Origin of the sequence: Pulveribacter suum, assembly GCF_003013695.1 — a bacterium.
Classification (GTDB): domain Bacteria; phylum Pseudomonadota; class Gammaproteobacteria; order Burkholderiales; family Burkholderiaceae_C; genus Melaminivora; species Melaminivora suum.
In genome coordinates this window covers 1332280-1353069 of the sequence record NZ_CP027792.1, presented here as the reverse complement: position 1 = coordinate 1353069, position 20790 = coordinate 1332280, and the positions used below count along the sequence as shown (strand labels likewise).

The 20790-nt window shown below is 69.2% G+C and carries 19 protein-coding genes; 18 read left to right on the top strand and 1 reads right to left on the bottom strand.

Annotated elements, in window-relative coordinates; all coding sequences use genetic code 11:
- The first annotated feature begins 23 nt into the window (after positions 1-23).
- The 6 genes from dnaK (at position 24) to C7H73_RS06125 (ending at position 5484) form a co-directional block, all read left to right on the top strand.
- Positions 24-1976, top strand: coding sequence for a molecular chaperone DnaK (gene dnaK / locus C7H73_RS06150; RefSeq protein ID WP_106845848.1), 1953 nt, complete (start codon positions 24-26; stop codon positions 1974-1976).
- Positions 1977-2089: 113 nt separating this feature from the next.
- Entirely contained in the window at positions 2090-3226 is a 1137-nt protein-coding gene (dnaJ, locus tag C7H73_RS06145; RefSeq protein WP_106845847.1) for a molecular chaperone DnaJ, read from the top strand.
- A gap of 152 nt (positions 3227-3378) precedes the next feature.
- Positions 3379-3699 (top strand): hypothetical protein, encoded by a 321-nt coding sequence (locus C7H73_RS06140; RefSeq protein WP_405124782.1) that lies wholly within the window; start codon positions 3379-3381, stop codon positions 3697-3699.
- A 92-nt stretch (positions 3700-3791) separates the two neighbouring features.
- Positions 3792-4877: a formylglycine-generating enzyme family protein gene (locus C7H73_RS06135; protein WP_106845845.1), complete on the top strand. Its 1086-nt coding sequence runs from the start codon at positions 3792-3794 to the stop codon at positions 4875-4877.
- Positions 4878-4960: 83 nt separating this feature from the next.
- A complete protein-coding gene (locus C7H73_RS06130) occupies positions 4961-5206 on the top strand; it encodes a ParD-like family protein (RefSeq protein ID WP_106845844.1) in 246 nt (81 codons plus the stop codon).
- Complete coding sequence (locus C7H73_RS06125) at positions 5203-5484, top strand: type II toxin-antitoxin system RelE/ParE family toxin (protein WP_106845843.1); 282 nt, start codon at positions 5203-5205, stop codon at positions 5482-5484. The genes C7H73_RS06130 and C7H73_RS06125 overlap by 4 nt, the downstream gene beginning before the upstream one ends.
- Positions 5485-5551: 67 nt before the next feature.
- Here the strand turns inward: C7H73_RS06125 and C7H73_RS06120 are convergent, their stop codons facing one another.
- Positions 5552-9115: a class I SAM-dependent DNA methyltransferase gene (locus tag C7H73_RS06120; protein ID WP_106845842.1), complete on the bottom strand. Its 3564-nt coding sequence runs from the start codon at positions 9113-9115 to the stop codon at positions 5552-5554.
- 253 nt (positions 9116-9368) lie between these two features.
- Here C7H73_RS06120 and ubiU point away from each other — a divergent pair, with 253 nt between their 5' ends.
- The 12 genes from ubiU (at position 9369) to asd (ending at position 20558) form a co-directional block, all read left to right on the top strand.
- On the top strand, positions 9369-10406 hold the full coding sequence (gene ubiU, locus C7H73_RS06115; protein ID WP_106845841.1) for a ubiquinone anaerobic biosynthesis protein UbiU: 1038 nt from the start codon (positions 9369-9371) through the stop codon (positions 10404-10406).
- 178 nt (positions 10407-10584) lie between these two features.
- Entirely contained in the window at positions 10585-11481 is an 897-nt protein-coding gene (locus C7H73_RS06110; protein ID WP_106845840.1) for a U32 family peptidase, read from the top strand.
- Positions 11482-11514: 33 nt separating this feature from the next.
- Positions 11515-12039, top strand: a complete 525-nt coding sequence (gene ubiT, locus C7H73_RS06105; RefSeq protein ID WP_106845839.1) for a ubiquinone anaerobic biosynthesis accessory factor UbiT — start codon at positions 11515-11517, stop codon at positions 12037-12039.
- Positions 12036-12461, top strand: coding sequence for a putative zinc-binding protein (locus C7H73_RS06100; RefSeq protein ID WP_106845838.1), 426 nt, complete (start codon positions 12036-12038; stop codon positions 12459-12461). The genes ubiT and C7H73_RS06100 overlap by 4 nt, the downstream gene beginning before the upstream one ends.
- The gene (locus C7H73_RS06095) at positions 12445-13059 is read left to right on the top strand and encodes a UbiX family flavin prenyltransferase (RefSeq protein WP_106845837.1); all 615 of its coding nucleotides are present in this window, start codon (positions 12445-12447) and stop codon (positions 13057-13059) included. The genes C7H73_RS06100 and C7H73_RS06095 overlap by 17 nt, the downstream gene beginning before the upstream one ends.
- Positions 13060-13116: 57 nt before the next feature.
- Entirely contained in the window at positions 13117-14601 is a 1485-nt protein-coding gene (gene ubiD, locus C7H73_RS06090) for a 4-hydroxy-3-polyprenylbenzoate decarboxylase (RefSeq protein ID WP_106845836.1), read from the top strand.
- A gap of 229 nt (positions 14602-14830) precedes the next feature.
- Complete coding sequence (locus C7H73_RS06085; protein ID WP_106845835.1) at positions 14831-15748, top strand: LysR family transcriptional regulator; 918 nt, start codon at positions 14831-14833, stop codon at positions 15746-15748.
- Between the two features lie 43 nt (positions 15749-15791).
- A complete protein-coding gene (gene leuC / locus C7H73_RS06080) occupies positions 15792-17213 on the top strand; it encodes a 3-isopropylmalate dehydratase large subunit (protein ID WP_106845834.1) in 1422 nt (473 codons plus the stop codon).
- A gap of 14 nt (positions 17214-17227) precedes the next feature.
- Positions 17228-17353 (top strand): entericidin A/B family lipoprotein, encoded by a 126-nt coding sequence (locus C7H73_RS06075; protein WP_106845833.1) that lies wholly within the window; start codon positions 17228-17230, stop codon positions 17351-17353.
- Positions 17354-17378: 25 nt separating this feature from the next.
- A complete protein-coding gene (gene leuD / locus C7H73_RS06070) occupies positions 17379-18029 on the top strand; it encodes a 3-isopropylmalate dehydratase small subunit (protein ID WP_106845832.1) in 651 nt (216 codons plus the stop codon).
- A 74-nt stretch (positions 18030-18103) separates the two neighbouring features.
- Positions 18104-19174 (top strand): 3-isopropylmalate dehydrogenase, encoded by a 1071-nt coding sequence (leuB, locus tag C7H73_RS06065; protein ID WP_106845831.1) that lies wholly within the window; start codon positions 18104-18106, stop codon positions 19172-19174.
- A gap of 271 nt (positions 19175-19445) precedes the next feature.
- The gene (gene asd, locus C7H73_RS06060; protein WP_106845830.1) at positions 19446-20558 is read left to right on the top strand and encodes an aspartate-semialdehyde dehydrogenase; all 1113 of its coding nucleotides are present in this window, start codon (positions 19446-19448) and stop codon (positions 20556-20558) included.
- Positions 20559-20790: the final 232 nt, after the last annotated feature.

Below are 20790 nucleotides of genomic sequence, written 5' to 3'. Positions count from 1 at the left end.
CTTCAGATTTCACGGAGAAAAACATGGGAAGAATCATCGGCATTGACCTGGGCACCACCAACAGCTGCGTGGCCATCATGGAAGGCAACACCACGCGCGTGATCGAGAACAGCGAGGGTGCACGCACCACGCCGTCCATCGTCGCCTACCAGGAAGACGGCGAGATCCTCGTCGGCGCCTCGGCCAAGCGCCAGGCCGTGACCAACCCCAGGAACACCATCTTCGCTGCCAAGCGCCTGATCGGCCGCCGCTTTGAGGAGCCCGAGGTGCAAAAGGACATCAACCTGATGCCCTACCAGATCGTCAAGGCCGACAACGGCGACGCCTGGGTGCAGGTGCGCAACGACAAGCTGGCCGCCCCGCAGATCAGCGCCGAGGTGCTGCGCAAGATGAAGAAGACCGCCGAGGACTACCTGGGCGAGCCTGTGACCGAAGCCGTGATCACCGTGCCGGCCTACTTCAACGACAGCCAGCGCCAGGCCACCAAGGACGCCGGCCGCATTGCCGGCCTGGAGGTCAAGCGCATCATCAACGAGCCCACCGCCGCGGCCCTGGCCTTCGGCCTGGACAAGCAGGACAAGGCCGACCGCAAGATCGCCGTCTATGACCTGGGCGGCGGCACGTTCGACGTGTCCATCATCGAGATCGCCGACGTCGATGGCGAAAAGCAGTTCGAGGTGCTGGCCACCAACGGCGACACCTTCTTGGGCGGCGAAGACTTCGACCAGCGCATCATCGACTACATCATCGGCGAGTTCAAAAAGGACCAGGGCGTGGACCTGGGCAAGGACGTGCTGGCCCTGCAGCGCCTGAAGGAAGCAGCCGAAAAGGCCAAGATCGAGCTGTCCAACAGTGCGCAGACCGACATCAACCTGCCCTACATCACGGCCGACGCCTCGGGCCCCAAGCACCTGAACATCAAGCTGACCCGCGCCAAGCTGGAGAGCCTGGTGGACGACCTGATCGAGCGCACCATCGCGCCCTGCCGCACGGCCATCAAGGACGCCGGCATCAGCGTGTCCGACATCAACGACGTGATCCTGGTCGGCGGCATGAGCCGCATGCCCAAGGTGCAGGACAAGGTCAAGGAGTTCTTCGGCAAGGAGCCGCGCAAGGACGTGAACCCCGACGAGGCCGTGGCCGTGGGCGCTGCCATCCAGGGCCAGGTGCTGTCGGGCGACCGCAAGGACGTGCTGCTGCTGGACGTCTCTCCGCTGTCCCTGGGCATCGAGACCCTGGGCGGCGTGATGACGAAGATGATCAGCAAGAACACGACCATCCCGACGAAGTTCGCGCAGACCTTCTCCACGGCCGATGACAACCAGCCGGCCGTGACCATCAAGGTGTTCCAGGGCGAGCGCGAGATCGCCAGCGGCAACAAGCTGCTGGGCGAGTTCAACCTGGAAGGCATCGCCCCCGCGCCGCGCGGCCTGCCCCAGATCGAGGTGACCTTCGACATCGATGCCAACGGCATCCTGCACGTGTCGGCCAAGGACAAGGGCACGGGCAAGGAAAACAAGATCACCATCAAGGCCAACTCCGGCCTGTCCGAGGACGAGATCCAGAAGATGGTGAAGGACGCCGAGCTGAATGCCGCCGACGACAAAAAGAAGCTGGACCTGGTCCAGTCGCGCAACCAGGGCGAGGCGGCCGTGCATTCGGTCACCAAGAGCCTGTCCGAGCACGGCGACAAGCTGGACGCCGGCGAGCGCGAGCCCATCGAGGCCGCCATGAAAGCCCTGGAAGAAGCCCTCAAGGGCGAGGACAAGGCCGCCATTGACGAAAAGACCACGGCCCTGATGACTGCCGCGCAAAAGCTCGGCGAGAAGATGTACGCCGCCGACGCGCAGGCGCAGGCTGCCGCCCAGCAGCAGCAACAAGGTGCCCCGGGCGCTGACGCCGGCGGCCAGCGCGCCGCCGCGCAGGACGACGACAACGTCGTCGATGCCGAAGTGAAGGAAGTCAAGAAGGACTGACGGCCACCCGGCGGCGCCTGCGCGCGCCGCCTCTTCCAATCCACCGCCGCGCCGGGCTCCGCAACGACTGCGGGGCTTTGCGCGGCGTTGCTGCACCCACCAGGCCCATCCCCATGTCCAAGAGAGATTTTTACGAAATCCTGGGCGTTCCCAAGAACGCCTCGGACGACGAGCTGAAGAAAGCCTATCGCAAGCTCGCCATGAAGCACCACCCTGACCGCAACCAGGGCGATGCAGCCAAGAAGGCCGAAGAGACCTTCAAAGAGGCCAAGGAGGCCTACGAAATCCTGTCCGACCCGCAAAAGCGCGCTGCCTACGACCAGTACGGCCACGCCGGGGTGGACCCCAGCATGCGCGGCGGCATGGGCGGCGCCGAAGGCTTTGGCGGCTTTGCCGAGGCTTTTGGCGACATCTTCGGCGACATGTTCGGTGGCCAGCGCGGCGGTGCCCGGGGCGGGCGGCAGGTCTATCGCGGCAACGACCTGTCGTACGCCATGGAGATCACGCTGGAAGAAGCCGCCAACGGCAAGGACGCGCAGATCCGCATCCCCAGCTGGGAGAGCTGCGAGACCTGCCACGGCTCGGGCGCCAAGGCCGGAACCAGCGCCAAGACCTGCGGCACCTGCCAGGGCAGCGGCGCGGTGCAGATGCGCCAGGGCTTCTTCAGCGTGCAACAGACCTGCCCGCACTGCCGCGGCACGGGCAAGATCATTCCCGAGCCCTGCACCACCTGCCACGGCCAGGGCCGCGTGAAGAAGCAAAAGACGCTGGAGGTGAAGATCCCCGCGGGCATCGACGACGACATGCGCATCCGCTCCACCGGCAACGGCGAGCCCGGCACCAATGGCGGGCCGCCCGGCGACCTGTACATCGAGATCCGTATCAAGAAGCACGACATCTTCGAGCGCGACGGGGACGACCTGCACTGCGAGGTGCCCGTGAGCTTTACCACCGCCGCGCTGGGCGGCGAGATCGAAGTGCCCACCCTGCAGGGCAAGGCGGCCATCGACATCCCTGAAGGCACGCAGGCCGGCAAGCAGTTTCGCCTGCGCGGCAAGGGCATCAAGGGCGTACGCTCGTCCTACCCCGGCGACCTGTACTGCCACATCCTGGTGGAGACGCCTGTCAAGCTGACAGAATTCCAGCGCAAGCTGCTGCGCGAATTCGACGAGTCGCTGAAGAAGGGCGGCGCCAAGCACTCGCCCTCCACCGAGAGCTGGACGGACAAGCTCAAGAGCTTCTTCAGCTGAGCCGCGCCTGTCGCGCCCTGCGACGACAATTCAAAGCCCCGCTGCCTGCGACCCTGGCACGGGGCTTTTTTGCGCTCCCGCAGCGCTGGAACGAGCCTGGGCCAGGCAGCCACATACGACGCAGCGACATGTTTCTTCTGCCGGTCCTCATCTTGCCTTTCGTGCTGGCGCTCGCGCTGCGGCGGCTGATCGGGATTGCCTGGCAGCTGGCGCACGGCCGCTTGCGCTTTGCAAGCAGCCGCCGGGCACTCTGGGTGCCGGCAGCGGCCCTGGCCTATGCCGGGCTGCTGGGCTACAGCCTCGCCTTGTTCGCCGCGCTGGGCCATGCACTGTTCCTGGCAACCGACAGGCTGCCGGCCTGCCTCGCGCTGGCGGGCTACGCACTGGCCTATCCGCTGGTGTATTTCGCCGCGGCCTGGGTCTTCTATTACGCCTTCCAGCGCGAGACCCCTCACCCCGGCCCGCCCACCTGACCGCCGCTTGCGGCGCCCCGCAGGGCGCGCCCGATTGCCGCGCTGGCAGGCCGCCGCTACGCTGGCCGCTTCACTTGTTTCGCCAGCCGAACATGCACCGCCTGTCCCTTCGCTGCCGTGGCTCGCTGCGGGCACTGCTGCGTGGCCTGAGCGCCGCGCTGTACTGCGCCGCCGCGCAGCCGGCCCTCGCGCAGCCGGCCGCCCTGCCGGCACGCATCACCAACTCGCTGGGCATGGCCTTCGTGCTGGTGCCGGCCGGCAGCTTCGTGATGGGCAGCGACGAGGCGCCGCAGACCCTGGCGCGCGACTATCCCGAAATGCAAGCCAAGCGTTTCACAGACCTGGCCGACGAAGCGCCGCGCCACCGCGTGGTCATCACCCGCGCGTTCTACCTGGGCCAGCACGAGGTGACCGTGGAGCAGTTTCGCCGCTTCATCGAGGCCTCGGGCTACCGCGCCGAATCCGACGCCGACGGCACCGGCGGCTATGGCTACAACCCCGACTACGACGCCGCCACCACCACGCGCGGCGACGCCTTCGAAGGGCGCGACACGCGCTACTCCTGGCGCAACCCCGGCTTTGCCCAGGAAGGCAACCACCCCGTGGTCAACGTGACGTGGAACGACGCGCAGGCGCTGGCCGCCTGGCTGAGCGCGCGCGAGGGCCACCACTACCGCCTGCCCACCGAGGCCCAGTGGGAATACGCCTGCCGCGCCGGCAGCGGCACCCGCTACGCCCATGGCGACGACCCGCGCGGCCTGCTGGCCAGCGCCAACGTGTTCGACGAAGACAGCGCGGCGAACTGGCCGCGCTGGCGCCGCCAGGCCCTTCTCGGCCACGACGGCTACCCCTTCACCGCCCCGGTAGGCCGCTTCGCCCCCAACGCCTTCGGCCTGTACGACATGTCCGGCAACGCCTGGGAATGGACGGCCGACTGGTACGGCGAGGACTACTACGCCCGCTCGCCGGCGCTGGACCCCGCCGGCCCGACCAGCGGCCACGTGCGCGTGCGCCGCGGCGGCTCCTGGCACACCTGGCCGCTGTATGCGCGCTGCGCCTATCGCAACTGGAACACGCCGCAGACGCGCTACCCGCTGGTGGGCATGCGGCTGGTGCGGCTGGTGCAGCAGGTGCAGCCGCCAGCTGGCGGCACGTCTTCCAAATCCAGTTCTCAATAGTCCATAGCCGCAGCGTCGAGCCACATACCACAATTGTGGTAACTTTCCTGGACTACAAATCCTTGTTTATCCGGAGAAAAGCCATGAGCACATCGACTTCCATCCGCATCGACCAAACTTTGTACGACCAGGCGCGCGCGGACGCGGCGAGCGAGCACCGCACCATCGCCGGGCAAATCGAGTACTGGGCCAAGGTAGGCCGCGCCGCACTGGACAATCCCGACTTGCCCGTGAGCTTCATCGCCGAAGCGCTGGCCTCGCTGGCCGAACCGCGCGAGATGGCCACCGCCTTCGTGCCACGGTCGTCCAGCCAGTCCGAGCGCGCGTGAGCTACCGGCTGCAACAAACCCGGCGGTTCGCCCGGGCCTACAAGAAGCTGCATGACAACGTGGCGGCGGACGTGGATGCAGCTGCCGCCGTCGTTGCCGACGACCCGGCGGTGGGTGAACGCAAGAAGGGCGATCTTGCCCATTTGCTGGTGTACAGATTCCGCAGCCACGGCCAGCTGTACCTGTTGGGCTACACCGCCGATGACGCCGTGCGGCTGGTCTACCTGGAGGCCGTCGGCCCGCACGAAAACTTCTATCGCGACCTCAAACGGTCGTGATGTCCACGCGGCACGCGGGTCATCACGGACCGCAATGCCGCTGAGCGTGTTCTGTCACGCCCCCTTCTCACCCACCCCATGCCGCCGTGCCGTCCGCCAGGGCCACGGGGCGGGCGCGGCCCAGGGCTTCCAGGGTGTGCAGCAGGGTGGGCAGGCCCTTCTTCCAGGGGCCGCGGCCCTTGAAGCGGGCTTCGATGGCGGGCAGGGGCAGCGGGGCGCTGCTGGCGGCCAGCACGTCGGCCACGGCGCGCACCTGCTCGGGCAGGGTGGAGGGCCAGGGGCGGGTGGCGGCGGGCACCGGTTGCTCCTCTTTCGATAGCGATTTTGCATCCATCGAATCGGCCTCTGGCGCTTGCCCATCAAGCGCTGGCAGCTCCTGATTTTGCAGCGATTTTTGCGGATTCTGGAAATCCGGGCGCAGCCAGCGCACCTGGCCCTGGGCTTCCTCCTGCGCGCGGCGGGCGTTGAGCTGCACCAGGAGCGCCAGCACGGCCTGGGTGTCGGCCGCGGGCGGCAGGCCGTAGGCGGCGAGGACGGCGGCGTCCAGCTCGTCGTGCAGCTCGCGCAGCACGCCTGCCAGGCCCTGGGTGTGGAGGGTTTTTTCCTTCGGGGTCAGGGCGCGGCCGTCCCGCAGCGCGGCCAGCACGTTGTACAGGCCGGTCAGCGTCAGGCCGGCGTGGCCGGCGGACAGCACGCGCTTCCTGTGCGCGTCGATCTGCTCGGCCAGCTGGGCGATGCGGGCGCGCAGCTGGGGGGTGAGGCCGGTGTCTTCTTGAGGGAAGGGGAAGGTTTCAAAGCAGCGGGATTTGTTGTAGCGGGGACGGTCTTCCAGCGTGCCGCCCGTGGCCAGCGCCCAGTCGATGTGCGGCTGGCTGGAGAGGACGCCGAGGGTGTAGGCATCGTCCAGCGCGATGGCGACCAGCATGTTGTCCGGGAGGATGCTGGCGTCCAGGAACTGGAAGGTGCGGTGCTTGGCGGTTTCGACCGTGGCGATGTAGCGCGGCAGGCCGGCGAGTTGCCGCCGCAATTTGGGATTGGTCTCTCCGAACAGCCACCAATTCTTCTTGCGGCTCTCGCGGTTGTTCAGGTCTCGCTCCGGCTTCACCCGCTCCAGCAGCCACTGGTAGATGGCCGGGTGCTGCGTGCGCAGCTGCTCGGCGCTCAAACCGAAGGCGTCGATGACCTGCACGCCGCGCGGCTTGTCGGTCAGGTCGCGGCCGTTGCGGTAGTCGCGGATGAGCTGGGGGCGCTGGCCCTCACCCCCGCCCTCTCCCAGAAGGAGAGGGAGCAAGGCGGCGGCCTGTTCGGGCGTGACGATGAAGCCGGCGCCGAACAGCTGCACGCCGCGGTTGCTCAGGTGCTGATTGGCCGCCAGGGCGCTGACGGCGGCGATGTTGGCGCCGACGCTCAGGTCGGCGTGGATCAGCCCCTCCTGCGCACGCACCTCGACCAGCACCTCGCCATGCGCTCCGGGCAGCTCGTCCGTCACCGTCAGCAGCTGCCCCGCCTCGCCCGCACCGGCGGCCAGCACCGTCATGGCGATGCGCACGGCGGCGCCGCTGGCGCTGTCCACCCAGGGGTGGTCGGACACGGCCATGTCCAGGTGCGTGCCGGCGTCCAGCGCGGCCTGCACCACACGGCGGTTGAAGGTCTGGCGCAGGCTGTTGGTGGTGATAAGGCCCATGCGCTGCACCTGCCCGGCGGCGACGAGCGCGGCGGCGTGCCGCCACCAGAACATGACGAAGTCGGCGCTCTCGGGCACCTCGGGCCAGGCGCCGCGCAGGGCTTCGACGTAGCCGTCGCCCAAGGCGGCGCGCATGCTGGACGCGCCGATGAACGGCGGATTGCCCACGATGAAATCCGCCTGCGGCCACGCGGCCTTGCGTGCGCCCACATAACGCCACTGCGGCACCTGCGCGGCCTCGTCGGGCACGCTCTCGCCGGTCACCGGATGCGGCTTGTACGTGCGCCCGTCCCAGCGCGTGCGCATGTGGCCGGCGGCGGCGTAAGCGGGCTCCTGCGCGTCCCAGGCCAGCACGGCGTCGCGGCATTCGATGTTGCCGTAGGCGTGCACGACGGGCTCGGCCACGCTGGCGCGGCCGCGGGCGCGGATGTGCCATTGCAGCCAGCCGATCCACAGCACCAGCTCGGCCAGCGCGGCGGCGCGTTCGTTCAGCTCGATGCCCAGCAGCTGCGCCAGCGTGACGGTCTCGCCCTCGAAGCCGAGCTGGTCCTGCGCCTGGCCCAGCTCCTCCAGGGCGCCGACGACCTCGCCCTCCAGGCGCTTGAGGTGCTCCAGCGTGACGTACAGAAAATTGGCGCTGCCGCAGGCCGGGTCGAGCACGCGCACGCTGCACAGGTGGTGGTGAAAGGCGCGGATCTCGGCGCGCGCCTGCTCCAGTTTCGCCTCGCGCGCGCGGCCGTCCAGCGCTGCGGCCTCGCGCGCCAGCACCAGGGCGGCGGCGCGCGCGTCCTGCCAGCGGGCGCGCAGCGGCGCGATCACAGTGGGCTGCACCAGGCGCTCGACGTAGGCGCGCGGCGTGTAGTGCGCGCCCAGGGCGTGGCGCTCGGCGGGGTCGAGCGCGCGCTCGAGCAGCGTGCCGAAGATGGCCGGCTCCACCTCGCGCCAGTTGGCGCGGGCGGCTTCGATCAGCAGGTCGATCTGGGCGGTGGTCAGCAGCAGGCTGTAGCCGTCTTCGCCCGCGCCCTTGAACAGCTTGCCGTTGAAGTGCAGCACGGGCTTGGCCAGCGCCGCCGAGAAGCCCCCGCGGTCCATGTCGGCCCACAGGATGCGCAGCATCTGCTGCAGCGTGGCCGGGTCTTCGCGGTGGGTTTGCAGCAGGTGCAGAAAGCTGCCCTCGGGCAGCAGCTCCACGTCTTCGGCAAACATCGAAAACAGGCAGCGCGTGAGGAAATTTGCTACCTTTTCAGGAGCTGCTGGCGCTTGCCCTGCCTGCGCTGAGGCCGTATTTCGTTCAAATCCCAGGCTGCTCTCCAGCGACTGCGACAGGCGCGCCAGCAGGGCCGCCACCTCGCGCGTGACCTCGGCGCTGATGCGCGCCGGGTCCAGCCGCTCGGGCGCCAGCCAGATGTGGCGCAGGCGCTCGCGCACGTCCGCGCGCCCTAAGTCGGCCAGTGGCAGGCGGTGGCTGCGCGGGTCGGGGAAGGGGGTGTAGGTGGCGCCGCTCTGGCTGAACTCGGCATACACCTCGATGACGTTGCCCACGTCCACCACCAGCAAAAAGGGCGGGCGACCTTCGGCGGCGGGCAGCGCGCGGGCGTAGCCCTCGGCCTGGCTGCGGGCGCGCAGCATGCCGTCGTCAAAGCCGCGGGTAGCGGCCGCGGCCTTGAGCTTTTTCGCCTCCAGCACGAAGCGGCCGCGCCGGTAGCAGTCGATGCGCCCGCTGCTGGTGCTGCCGTCGCCGTGGCGGAAGGTGACGGGGCGCTCGAACATGTAGTCCTGCGCGGGCGTGGCGTGGGGCCGCTCCACGCCCAGCAGCGTGCACAGCTCGATCACGAAGCTTTGCGCCGTGGCCAGCTCGCTGGCAGCCACGCCCTGCCAACGGGCGATGAAGGCCTGGGCGGCGGCGTGGTCGGCATGGTCTTCGGGCAGGGGTGTGTCGGGCGTCATGGGCGTGGGGCGGTGAGGGGAGGTCGCGGCGGATTATGGGCAGCGCGGGCGGCCCGGTGGGCCTGCCGGCGAGCCGGGCCAGGTCAAGCTTGAGCGTTTCAGTGCGGCATTGCGGCCAGGCGTTGACCCAGGTCAGCCCTGCCCACGCCCGGCGGGCCTAAGGTCGCCGGTCTGCGTGCTGCCTGCGCACACGCGCCGTTTGCCTGAAGAGCCTGCCTTGACCGCTATTGCCACCCCGCCCGCCGCCCGCGCGTTGCCCGACGCGCCGGCCCCCGCCGCCGCCCTGCGCGCCCCCGAACTCGTGTGCCCCGCCGGCAGCCTGCCGGCGCTGAAAACCGCCATCGACCACGGCGCCGACTGCGTCTATCTGGGCCTGCGCGATGCGACCAACGCGCGCAACTTCGCCGGGCTGAACTTCGACGAGACGGCGATCCAGACCGGCATCGCCTACGCCCACGAGCGCGGCGCCAAGGTGCTGCTGGCGCTCAACACCTACCCGCAGGCGCGCAACCCCGCGCCCTGGCGCGCCGCGCTGGACCGCGCCGCCGCCTGGGGCGTGGATGCCGTCATCCTGGCCGACCCGGGGCTGATGCGCTATGCCTGCGAACGCCACCCGCAGCTGCGGCTGCACCTGTCGGTGCAAGGCTCGGCCACCAACCACGACGCCATCAACTTCTATCGCCAGCAGTTCGGCATCCAGCGCGCGGTGCTGCCGCGCGTACTGTCCATCGAGCAGGTGCGCCAGGTGGTGCAGCGCACCGACGTGGAGATCGAGGTCTTCGGCTTTGGCAGCCTGTGCGTGATGGTGGAGGGGCGCTGCGCCCTGTCGTCCTACGCCACGGGCGAGTCGCCCAACACCCACGGCGTGTGCTCGCCGGCCAAGGCCGTGCGCTGGCAGGAGACGCCCGAGGGCCTGCAGGCGCGGCTGAACGGCGTGCTGATCGACCGCTATGGCGCGGGCGAGAACGCCGGCTACCCCACGCTGTGCAAGGGCCGCTTCGACGTGGGGGACGAGACCAATTACTACGCGCTGGAAGAGCCCACCAGCCTGAACACGCTGGAGCTTTTGCCCCAGCTGGTGAAGATGGGCGTGCGCGCCTTCAAGATCGAAGGCCGCCAGCGCAGCCCCGCCTACGTGGCGCAGGTGACGAAAGTCTGGCGCGAGGCCATCGACCACTGCATGGCCCAGGGCCACCTGTACGCGCCCAAGACCGCCTGGATGGCCAGCCTGGACCAGGTGGCCGAGGGCCAGCAGCACACGCTGGGCGCGTATCACCGGCCATGGAAGTGAAGAACAACCCCCTGAGCCGCTGCGCGGCTTCCCCCTTCTCTCGCGCGCTTTGCGCGCGGGAAGGGGGACGCAGCCTTCGCTGCGGGGCGGCCCTTGGCTCGGCTGCCCGCGCTTGGCGCGCGCCGGTTTCGAGTGTGAGTAGCAGTGCTCGCGCTTTAGAAGAATGAGGAGAGCCACGATGAAGTTAGCCCTGGGTCCGCTGCTGTACTACTGGCCGCGCGAGACGGTTTTTCATTTCTATGCGGCGGTGGCCGAGCTGCCGGTGGACATCGTCTATCTGGGCGAGACCGTGTGCTCGCGCCGCCATGAGCTGCGCCAGGACGACTGGCTGGACATCGCCCGCATGCTGCAGGACGCAGGCAAGGAGGCGGTGCTGTCCACCCAGGTGCTGCTGGAGTCCACCGCCGAGGTGGCGCAGATGCACAAGGTGGCGCGCAACGGCAGCTTTCTGGTGGAGGCCGGCGACATGGGCGCCGTGCACAACCTCACCGGCCAGCAGCCCTTCGTGGCCGGCGCGCAGCTCAATCTGTTCAACGCCGAATCGGTCGCCTGGATGGCCGAGCTGGGCGCCGTGCGCTGGGTGGCGCCGGTGGAGATGTGCCGGGACGATCTGGCCGCGCTGCTGGCGCGCCGCCCCACCGGGCTGCAGACGGAGGTGTTTGCCTATGGCCGCCTGCCGCTGGCTTTCTCGTCGCGCTGCTTCACGGCGCGCCACTACAACCGGCCCAAGGACGACTGCGGCTTTGCCTGCCTGGAGCACCCGGACGGCCAGCTGCTGGCCACGCGCGAGGCCGAGGCCTTTTTGGTGCTCAACGGCACGCAGACGCAGTCGGCGCGCGTGCACAGCCTGCTGGGCGAGATCCCGCAGCTGCAGGCGCTGGGCGTGGACGTGCTGCGCCTGAGCCCGCAGTCCGCCGGCATGCGGGAGGTGATCGCCGCCTTCGACGCCGCGCGCCGCAGCGGCCAGGCCGCCCCGGCGGCGAGCCTGCGCGCCTTCATGCCCGAGGCGCCATGCAACGGTTACTGGCACGGCCGCCCGGGCCTGGAGCTGGTCGAGCCGGCCGCTGCTGCCTGAGCGCCTTCTTTCCCCTCTTTTTCGAGCCCCGCCATGCAAGCCTTGCCCCCGCCCTACACCCTGCCCCGCCCCGTGGGCGCCGCGCTGTCGCGCCTGCCGGCCTATCCGGGCTCGGCGCTGCTGGTGGCGGCCATCAACCTGGCGCTGGCGCGCCACCTGCCGCAGGATGTGCACGCGCTGCTGGCGGGCAAGCGCCTGTCGATCCGCGTGCGCGATGCGGGCGTGGCGTTCGACTTCTCGTGCACCGGCCGGCGCTTTGCGCCCTGCGCGCCCCAGGCCGCGCCCGATCTGTCCATCACCGCCAATGCGCAGGACTTTCTGCTGCTGGCCCAGCGCCGCCAGGACCCGGACACGCTGTTCTTCAGCCGCCGCCTGGTGATGGAGGGCGACACCGAGCTGGGCCTGGTGGTCAAGAACGCGCTGGACGCGCTGGAGCTGCCGGTGCTGGACCCGCGCCACTGGAGCCCGCGCGCCGTGCTGGAGCGCCGCGCCCCCGCGCTGGCGCGCCGCCTGCCGCGCCTGCCCTCGCCCTTTGGATCGTTCGGAGCCCGGCCATGAGCGCCGACGAGCCGGAGGACGACGCCCCGCTGCCGGCCGACCACCCACTGGTCTATTCCTGCTCCGGCTGCTCCAGCGCCGCGCAGCTGGCCAACCACGTGGCCGTGCAGATGGACCGGCGCGGCGTGGCCGAGATGTCGTGCATCGCCGGCGTGGGCGGCGACGTGCCCAAGCTGGTCAAGCTGGCGAAAAGCGGGCGCGACATCATCGCCCTGGACGGCTGCCCGCTGGTGTGCGTCAAGAGCAGCCTGGCGCGCCACGGCATCGCCCCCGCGCGCCACTACCGCCTGCACGAGCGCGGCGTGAAAAAGCGCACCCACCAGGACTTCGACGCCCAGCAGGCGGCCGAGGTGCTGGCCCACATCGAGGCGGACCTTCGGGCCCACCCCTTGAGCGAGGACGGCCATGACGCGCAGCACTGAGCCGCTGCGCCGCGTCATCGTCGGCATCTCGGGCGCCAGCGGCGCCGTCTATGGCGCGCGGCTGCTGCAGGTGCTGCGCGAGCTGCCCGGGGTGGAAAGCCACCTGGTCGTCTCCGGCGCCGGCTGGCGCAACCTGCAGCACGAGCTGGACCTGGAGCCGCCCGCCGTGCGCGCCCTGGCCGACGTGGTGCACGAGCTGGACAACGTGGGCGCCAGCATCGCCAGCGGTTCGTTCGCCGCGCACGCCATGGTGGTGGCGCCATGCTCCATGCGCACGCTGGCGGCCATCGCCCACGGACTGGCGGACAACCTGCTCACCCGCGCGGCCGACGTCACGCTGAAGGAGCGCCGCCGCCTGGTGCTGCTGGCGCGCGAGACGCCCCTGCACCTGGTGCACCTGCGCAACATGGCAGCAGTGACGGAGATGGGCGCCATCGTCTGCCCGCCCATGCCGGCCTTCTACCAGCGCCCGACCAGCGTGGGCGAGGTGGTGGACCACAGCGTGGCCCGCGTGCTGGACCTGCTGGGCCTGGACAGCGACCTGGCGCCGCGCTGGCAGGGCCTGCCGCCCCTGGCGCCCGTTGCCGGAAACTCCTGAATTGATAGCTGCTGGCGCTTGCTGGACGGGCGCTGGAGGCTAATTTGACTGCAAACCATGCCCTGCCACGACCTGCGTGAGTTCATCGCCCAGCTGGAGGGCTGCGGGCAGCTGCGCCGCATTGCCCAGCCGGTCTCGCCGCACCTGGAGATGACGGCGCTGGCCGACCGCGTGCTGCGCGCCGGCGGCCCGGCCCTGCTGTTTGAACACCCCACGGGCCACGCCATGCCGGTGCTGGCCAACCTGTTTGGCACGCCGGAGCGCGTGGCGCTGGGCCTGGGCGTGGCCGGCCTGGGCGAGATGCGCGCCTTTGGCGAGGTGCTGGCCCAGCTCAAGGAGCCCGAGCCGCCGCGCGGCATGCGCGAGCTGTGGGGCCGGCGCGAGCTGCTCAAGACGCTGTGGAGCATGGCCCCGGCCGTGGTGCGCCGCCCCCCCTGCCAGCAGATCGTGCAGGAGGGCAGCGAGGTGGACCTGCACCAGCTGCCCATCCAGCACTGCTGGCCGGGCGACGTGGCGCCGTTGGTCACCTGGGGCCTCACAGTCACGCGCGGGCCGGACAAGCCGCGGCAGAACCTGGGCATCTACCGCCAGCAGCTGCTGTCGAAAAACGAGCTGATCGTGCGCTGGCTGGCGCACCGCGGCGGCGCGCTGGACTTTGCCGAGCACTGCCGCCGCCACCCCGGCCAGCCCTACCCCGTGGCCGTGGCCATCGGGGCAGACCCGGCCACCTTGCTGGGCGCCGTCACGCCCGTGCCCGACAGCCTGTCCGAATACCAGTTCGCCGGCCTGCTGCGCGGCGCGCGCACCGAGGTGGCCGCCGCCATCGGCGTGCCGCTGCAGGTGCCGGCGCGCGCCGAGATCGTGCTGGAGGGCCACATCCACCCCGACGCCAGCCACTCCAGCGGCTGGCGCCACGCGCTGGAGGGGCCCTACGGCGACCACACGGGCTACTACAACGAGCGCGCCGAATTCCCCGTGCTGACCGTGGAGCGCATCACCCGGCGCGAGGGCGCCATCTACCACAGCACCTATACGGGCAAGCCGCCGGACGAGCCGGCCATGCTGGGCCTGGCCCTCAACGAGCTGTTCGTGCCGCTGATCCAGCGGGCCTTTCCCGAGATCGTGGATTTCTACCTGCCGCCCGAGGCCTGCAGCTACCGCATGGCCGTGGTGCGCATCCGAAAGGCTTACGCCGGCCACGCGCGGCGCGTGATGATGGGCGTGTGGAGCCACCTGCGCCAGTTCCTGTACACCAAGTTCATCGTGGTGGTGGACGAGGACATCGACGCGCGCGACTGGAAGGAAGTGGTGTGGGCCATGACCACCCGCATGGACCCGGCGCGCGACACGCTCCTGATCGAGCACACGCCCATCGACTACCTGGACTTCGCCTCGCCCGTGGCCGGCCTGGGCAGCAAGATGGGGCTGGACGCGACCAACAAGTGGCCCGGCGAGAGCCAGCGCGAATGGGGCCGCCCCATGGCGATGGACGCGGCCGTGAGCGTCCGCATGAACGCGCTGGCAGACGCGCTGGGACTGTAGCGGCCACTCCTGAAAGAATAGCTGCTTGCGCTTGTCCAGCAAGGGTTTGAGCCGCTTTTCATGCTGAATCGGCAGCGGGGCATGCATCAGCCCGCGCCATCGCCCTGGACGAGGCCGCGTTGCCTGGCTGGAACGCGCACCATCGCTGATTGCGATGTCTTGACGCAAATCTATGGGGCAAAATGCGCAGACCTTCTTTTTTCGAGAAGCCGCAGCCACCCCGCCCCTCATGAAATCCGAACGCAGCTTCGCGCGCCGCATCGATTTGACCTCCCTGCAGCTGTTCGTGGCCGTCTGCGAGCTGGGCAGCATCGGCCGCGCGGCGCAGCAGGAGTTCATCGCCGCCTCGGCCGTGAGCAAGCGCCTGTCCGACCTGGAGGCCGCCGTGGGCACGGCGCTCTTGTACCGCCACAGCCGCGGCGTGACGCTGACCCCCGCCGGCGAAAGCCTGCTGCACCACGCGCGCAACGTGCTGTTCGGGCTGGAGCGCATGCAGGGCGAGCTGTCGGAATACGCCGGCGGCGTGCGCGGCCACGTGCGCATGCACGCCAACATCTCGGCCATCGTGCAGTTTCTGCCCGAAGACCTGGGCACCTTTGCCCGCACCCACAGCCAGATCAAGATCGACCTGCAGGAGCACCTGTCGCCCGCCGTGCTGCACGCCGTGCGCGAGGGCGCGGCCGACCTGGGCATCTGCCACATCCCCGCCGCCATGCCCGACCACGGTCTGCAAAGCCGCACCTACCGGGTGGACGAGCTGGTGGTCGTCATGCCGCAGGGCCACCCGCTGGCCGAGCGCGAGGCGCTGGGCTTTGCCGACGTGCTGCAGTGCGACATCGTCGGGCTGCACGCCGGCAGCTCCATCAGCCTGGGGATGCGCGCCGCCGCCGCGCAGGCCGGCCTGCCGCTGCGCCAGCGCATCCAGGTCACAGGGCTGGACGCCATGTGCCGCATGATCGACAGCGGCCTGGGCGTGGGCCTGGTGCCCAGCCGGGCCTTTGCGCTGCTGCAGGGCGTGGGCCGGCTGGCGGCCGTGCCGCTGGATGAGCCCTGGGCGCGGCGCGAGCTGGCCCTGGTGGCGCGCGACTTTGCCGCCCTGCCCGTCACCGCCCGGCTGCTGGCCGAGCACCTGGCGCCGGCTGACTGAGAATTTCCCCTTCACCCCTTTCCACCCACGAGACGAGACCGCCATGGGACGCACCCTGTACGACAAGATCTTCGACGAGCACGTCGTCCACACCGAGGAAGACGGCACGGCCGTGCTCTACATCGACCGCCACCTGGTGCACGAAGTCACCAGCCCGCAGGCCTTCGAGGGCCTGCGCGAGGCGGGCCGCAAGGTCTGGCGCACCAGCTCCATCGTCGCCACGGCCGACCACAACACGCCCACCACCGGCTGGGAGCGGGGTTACGACGGCATCGCCGACCCCATCAGCCGCGAGCAGATCGTCACGCTCGACAAGAACATCGCCGAGCACGGCGCGGCGGCATTCTTTCCCTTCATGAGCCGGCGCCAGGGCATCGTGCACGTCATCGGCCCGGAAAACGGCGCCACGCTGCCGGGCATGACGGTGGTCTGCGGCGACAGCCACACCAGCACCCACGGCGCATTCGGCGCCCTGGCCCACGGCATCGGCACGTCCGAGGTCGAGCACGTCATGGCCACCCAGACGCTGCTGGCCAAGAAGGCCAAGAACATGCTCGTGAAAGTGGAAGGCCGCGCGGCGCCCGGCATCACCGCCAAGGACATCGTGCTGGCCATCATCGGCAAGATCGGCACCGCGGGCGGCACGGGCTACACCATCGAGTTCGCCGGCCAGGCCATCCGCGACCTGTCCATGGAAGGCCGCATGACGGTGTGCAACATGGCGATCGAGGCCGGCGCCCGCGCCGGGCTGGTGGCCGTGGACGACAAGACCATCGACTACGTGCGCGGCCGGCCGCTGGCGCCCAAGGGCGTGGAATGGGACCAGGCGGTCGCCTACTGGAAGACGCTGCACTCCGACCCAGACGCGACGTTCGACGCCGTGGTCGAGCTGCGGGCCGAGGACATCGTGCCCCAGGTGACCTGGGGCACCAGCCCCGAGATGGTGCTGGGCGTGGACGCCCGCGTGCCCGACCCGGACAAGGAAAAGGACGCCACCCGCCGCGGCGCCATGGAGCGCGCGCTGACCTACATGGCGCTGCCACCCGGCAAGCCGCTGGCCGACATCTTCGTGGACAAGGTCTTCATCGGCAGCTGCACCAACAGCCGCATCGAGGACATGCGCGAGGCCGCCGCGGTGGTGAAAAAGCTCGGCCAGAAGGTGGCGAAGAACGTCAAGCAGGCGCTGGTGGTGCCGGGCTCGGGCCTGGTCAAGGAGCAGGCCGAGGCCGAGGGGCTGGACAAGATCTTCGAGGCCGCGGGGTTTGAGTGGCGCGAGCCGGGCTGCTCCATGTGCCTGGCCATGAACGCCGACCGGCTGGAGCCGGGCGAGCGCTGCGCCTCCACCTCCAACCGCAACTTCGAAGGCCGCCAGGGCGCGGGCGGGCGCACGCACCTGGTCAGCCCGGCCATGGCGGCGGCGGCGGCCATCCACGGCCACTTCGTGGACATTCGCCAGTTCGCCTGAAGGAGACCGACGCCATGAACCGCCTTCTTCCCGCCCTGCTGGCCGTCGCTGCCTTCGTGCTGGCCGGCTGCAACACGGCCCGCGGCATGGGCCAGGACGTGCAACGCGCCGGCTCCGCCATCGAGCGCGCCGCCCGCTAACTTGTTTTCAGGACACCACAGCACCATGCAACAGTTCACCACGCACCAGGGCCTGGTCGCCCCCATGGACCGCGAGAACGTCGATACCGACGCCATCATCCCCAAGCAATTCCTCAAGTCGATCAAGAAGACCGGCTTTGGCCCCAACCTGTTCGACGAGTGGCGCTACCTGGACAAGGGCGAGCCCGGCATGCCGCAGGAACAGCGCAAGCCCAACCCGGACTTCGTGCTGAACCAGCCGCGCTACCAAGGCGCCAGCATCCTGCTGGCGCGGCAGAACTTCGGCTGCGGCTCCAGCCGCGAGCACGCGCCCTGGGCGCTGGCGCAGTACGGCTTTCGCGCCATCATCGCGCCCAGCTTTGCCGACATCTTCTTCAACAACTGCTTCAAGAACGGCCTGCTGCCCATCGTGCTGCCGGAGGGCACGGTGGACCGCCTGTTTGGCGAGGTCTTCGCCTTCCCCGGCTACGAGCTGACGGTGGACCTGCAGCAGCAGGTCATCGTGCAGCCGCAAGGCCAGGAGATCCCGTTCGAGGTCAACGCCTTTCGCAAGTACTGCCTGCTGGGCGGCTACGACGACATCGGCCTGACGCTGCGCCACAAGGACAAGATCGCTGCCTTCGAAGCCGAGCGCCTGGCGCGCAAGCCCTGGCTGGCGCACACCATGGCCTCGTAAGGCCTTTCAAGCAAAAAATGCCTCCAGCGCTTGCTGGTCAAGCGCTGGTAGCTATCAATTGGAGAGCAAAGAAGATGAAGATCGCAGTTCTGCCGGGTGACGGCATCGGCCCGGAAATCGTCTCCGAGGCCGTCAAGGTCCTGGGCGCGCTGGATGTGAAGTTCGAGATGGAAGCCGCCCCCGTGGGCGGCGCCGCCTACGAGGCGGCCGGCCATCCGCTGCCCGAAGCCACCCTGAAGCTGGCGCAGGGCGCCGACGCCATCCTGTTCGGCGCCGTGGGCGACTGGAAGTACGACACCCTGGAGCGAGCCCTGCGCCCCGAGCAGGCCATCCTGGGCCTGCGCAAGGCCCTGGGCCTGTTCGCCAACTTCCGCCCGGCCATCTGCTACGAACAGCTGGTGGGCGCGAGCAGCCTGAAGCCCGAGCTGGTCGCCGGCCTGGACATCCTCATCATCCGCGAGCTGACGGGCGACATCTACTTCGGCCAGCCGCGCGGGCGGCGCACCGCCGCCGACGGGCACTTTCCCGGCGCCGAAGAGGCCTTCGACACCATGCGCTACGCGCGCCCCGAGATCGAGCGCATCGCCCGCGTGGCCTTCGAGGCCGCGCGCAAGCGGGGCAAGAAGGTGACCAGCGTGGACAAGGCCAACGTACTGGAGACCTTCCAGTTCTGGAAGGACGTGGTGACGGAAGTCCACAAGGACTACCCGGACGTGGAGCTGCAGCACATGTATGTGGACAACGCCGCCATGCAGCTGGTCAAGGCGCCCAAGGCGTTCGACGTGATCGTGACGGGCAACATGTTCGGCGACATCCTGTCCGACGAAGCCTCCATGCTCACCGGCTCCATCGGCATGCTGCCTTCTGCCTCGCTGAACGACAGGAAGCAGGGCCTGTACGAGCCCAGCCACGGCAGCGCCCCCGACATCGCCGGCAAGGGCGTGGCCAACCCGCTGGCCACCATCTTGTCGGCGGCGATGATGCTGCGCTTTTCGCTCAACCAGCCCGAGGCGGCGGGCCGCATCGAGGCAGCCGTGCAAAAGGTGCTGGCACAAGGCCTGCGCACCCCCGACATCTGGAGCGAGGGCACGACCCGCGTGGGCACCGCGCAGATGGGCGACGCCGTCGTCAACGCCTTGCGCTGAACGCGCGTTGTCCTCAAGGGCGGCGGCAGGAATGCCGCCTCCTCTACAATGACCCGCGATGTTTGCCGCCCGCCCCTCCCCCCCGAACCGCCTGCCCGCAGGCCCGGGCGCGCGCGCCATCCGCATCCCCACCACCACAACCACGACCATTAAGGGCTGACAGCAGTCCCGGTATCGTCGTGCGCCCCCCTGGCCCAGACGAGCCGGGGCGAAAGAAGCAGCCGCCGGTCGCGTGCGTACTGTTTTCCCACTTCGTAAAAGGGCGATTGAAATGAGCAAGCAACTGGTAGGCCTCGTCGGCTGGCGCGGCATGGTCGGCTCCGTGCTGATGGACCGCATGCAGGCCGAGGGCGACTTCGAGCTGATCGAGCCGGTCTTCTTCTCCACCTCCAACGCCGGCGGCAAGGCCCCCGCCATGGCGCGCACGCACACCCAGCTCAAGGACGCGAACGACGTCGCCGAGCTGGCCAAGTGCGACATCATCATCACCTGCCAGGGCGGCGACTACACCAAGGAAGTGTTCCCCCCGCTGCGCGCCAGCGGCTGGCAGGGCCACTGGATCGACGCCGCCAGCGCCCTGCGCATGGAAGGCGATGCGGTCATCGTGCTGGACCCGGTCAACGACGGCCTGATCAAGGACAAGCTCGCCGCGGGCGGCAAGAACTGGATTGGCGGCAACTGCACCAATTCCATCCTGCTGATGGGTCTGGCCGGGCTGTTCAAGGCCGATGTGGTGGAGTGGGTCAGCTCCATGACCTACCAGGCAGCATCGGGCGGCGGCGCCAACCACATGCGCGAGCTGCTCAAGGGCATGGGCGTGATCCACGGCGCGGTGGCAGACGAGCTGGCCACGCCCGCCTCGGCCATCCTGGACATCGACCGCAAGGTCGCCCAGACCATCCGTGACGACGTGCCCACCGAATACTTCGGCGCACCGCTGGCCGGCGGCCTGATCCCGTGGATCGACTCGCAGCTGGACAACGGCCAGTCCAAGGAAGAGTGGAAAGGCCAGGCCGAGGTCAACAAGATCCTGGGCAACGACAAGCCCATCCCCGTGGACGGCCTGTGCGTGCGCATCGGCGCCATGCGCTGCCACTCGCTGGCGCTGACCCTCAAGCTGAAGCGGGACCTGCCGCTGGCAGAGATCGAATCGCTGATCCAGGGCGGCAATCCGTGGGTGAAATTTGTCGCCAACGAACGCGCGCTCACGGTGAAGGAGCTCACGCCTGCGTCCATCACCGGCGGGCTGGAAGTCGGCGTGGGCCGTGTGCGCAAGCTGAACATGGGGCCCGAATATGTCTCGGCCTTCGTGATCGGCGACCAGCTGCTGTGGGGCGCCGCCGAGCCACTGCGCCGCATGCTGCGCATCCTGCTGCAAGCCTGATCGGCCGGCCGCTGCGCAGGGCGCCTTCCCCGGCGAGGGGATGCAACGTATGGATACGCGCTGTTACGCTGCGTTGTCCCGTACCAACATGAAAAATGGCTTTCCGTGCCCTTATCAGGGGGCGGCAAAGCCTGGCCACCGCCTCAGCTTGTCAGTGCAAACTGTTGCTGATATGGTGCTTTTTACATGTATTCACGCGCCGGAGCGGCCCCTGAAATGACCATAACAAACC

What these genes read in the sequence shown, in the direction of transcription:
- ubiT (WP_106845839.1), top strand. Translation starts at nt 11,515, where the DNA reads ATGCAAGCCTTGCCCCCGCCCTACACCCTGCCCCGCCCCGTGGGCGCC.
- C7H73_RS06075 (WP_106845833.1), top strand. Translation starts at nt 17,228, where the DNA reads ATGAACCGCCTTCTTCCCGCCCTGCTGGCCGTCGCTGCCTTCGTGCTG.
- leuD (WP_106845832.1), top strand. Translation starts at nt 17,379, where the DNA reads ATGCAACAGTTCACCACGCACCAGGGCCTGGTCGCCCCCATGGACCGC.
- asd (WP_106845830.1), top strand. Translation starts at nt 19,446, where the DNA reads ATGAGCAAGCAACTGGTAGGCCTCGTCGGCTGGCGCGGCATGGTCGGC.
- C7H73_RS06100 (WP_106845838.1), top strand. Translation starts at nt 12,036, where the DNA reads ATGAGCGCCGACGAGCCGGAGGACGACGCCCCGCTGCCGGCCGACCAC.
- C7H73_RS06085 (WP_106845835.1), top strand. Translation starts at nt 14,831, where the DNA reads ATGAAATCCGAACGCAGCTTCGCGCGCCGCATCGATTTGACCTCCCTG.
- C7H73_RS06130 (WP_106845844.1), top strand. Translation starts at nt 4,961, where the DNA reads ATGAGCACATCGACTTCCATCCGCATCGACCAAACTTTGTACGACCAG.
- dnaJ (WP_106845847.1), top strand. Translation starts at nt 2,090, where the DNA reads ATGTCCAAGAGAGATTTTTACGAAATCCTGGGCGTTCCCAAGAACGCC.
- C7H73_RS06120 (WP_106845842.1), bottom strand. Translation starts at nt 9,115, where the DNA reads ATGACGCCCGACACACCCCTGCCCGAAGACCATGCCGACCACGCCGCC.
- ubiD (WP_106845836.1), top strand. Translation starts at nt 13,117, where the DNA reads ATGCCCTGCCACGACCTGCGTGAGTTCATCGCCCAGCTGGAGGGCTGC.
- C7H73_RS06135 (WP_106845845.1), top strand. Translation starts at nt 3,792, where the DNA reads ATGCACCGCCTGTCCCTTCGCTGCCGTGGCTCGCTGCGGGCACTGCTG.
- C7H73_RS06110 (WP_106845840.1), top strand. Translation starts at nt 10,585, where the DNA reads ATGAAGTTAGCCCTGGGTCCGCTGCTGTACTACTGGCCGCGCGAGACG.
- leuB (WP_106845831.1), top strand. Translation starts at nt 18,104, where the DNA reads ATGAAGATCGCAGTTCTGCCGGGTGACGGCATCGGCCCGGAAATCGTC.
- dnaK (WP_106845848.1), top strand. Translation starts at nt 24, where the DNA reads ATGGGAAGAATCATCGGCATTGACCTGGGCACCACCAACAGCTGCGTG.
- leuC (WP_106845834.1), top strand. Translation starts at nt 15,792, where the DNA reads ATGGGACGCACCCTGTACGACAAGATCTTCGACGAGCACGTCGTCCAC.
- C7H73_RS06095 (WP_106845837.1), top strand. Translation starts at nt 12,445, where the DNA reads ATGACGCGCAGCACTGAGCCGCTGCGCCGCGTCATCGTCGGCATCTCG.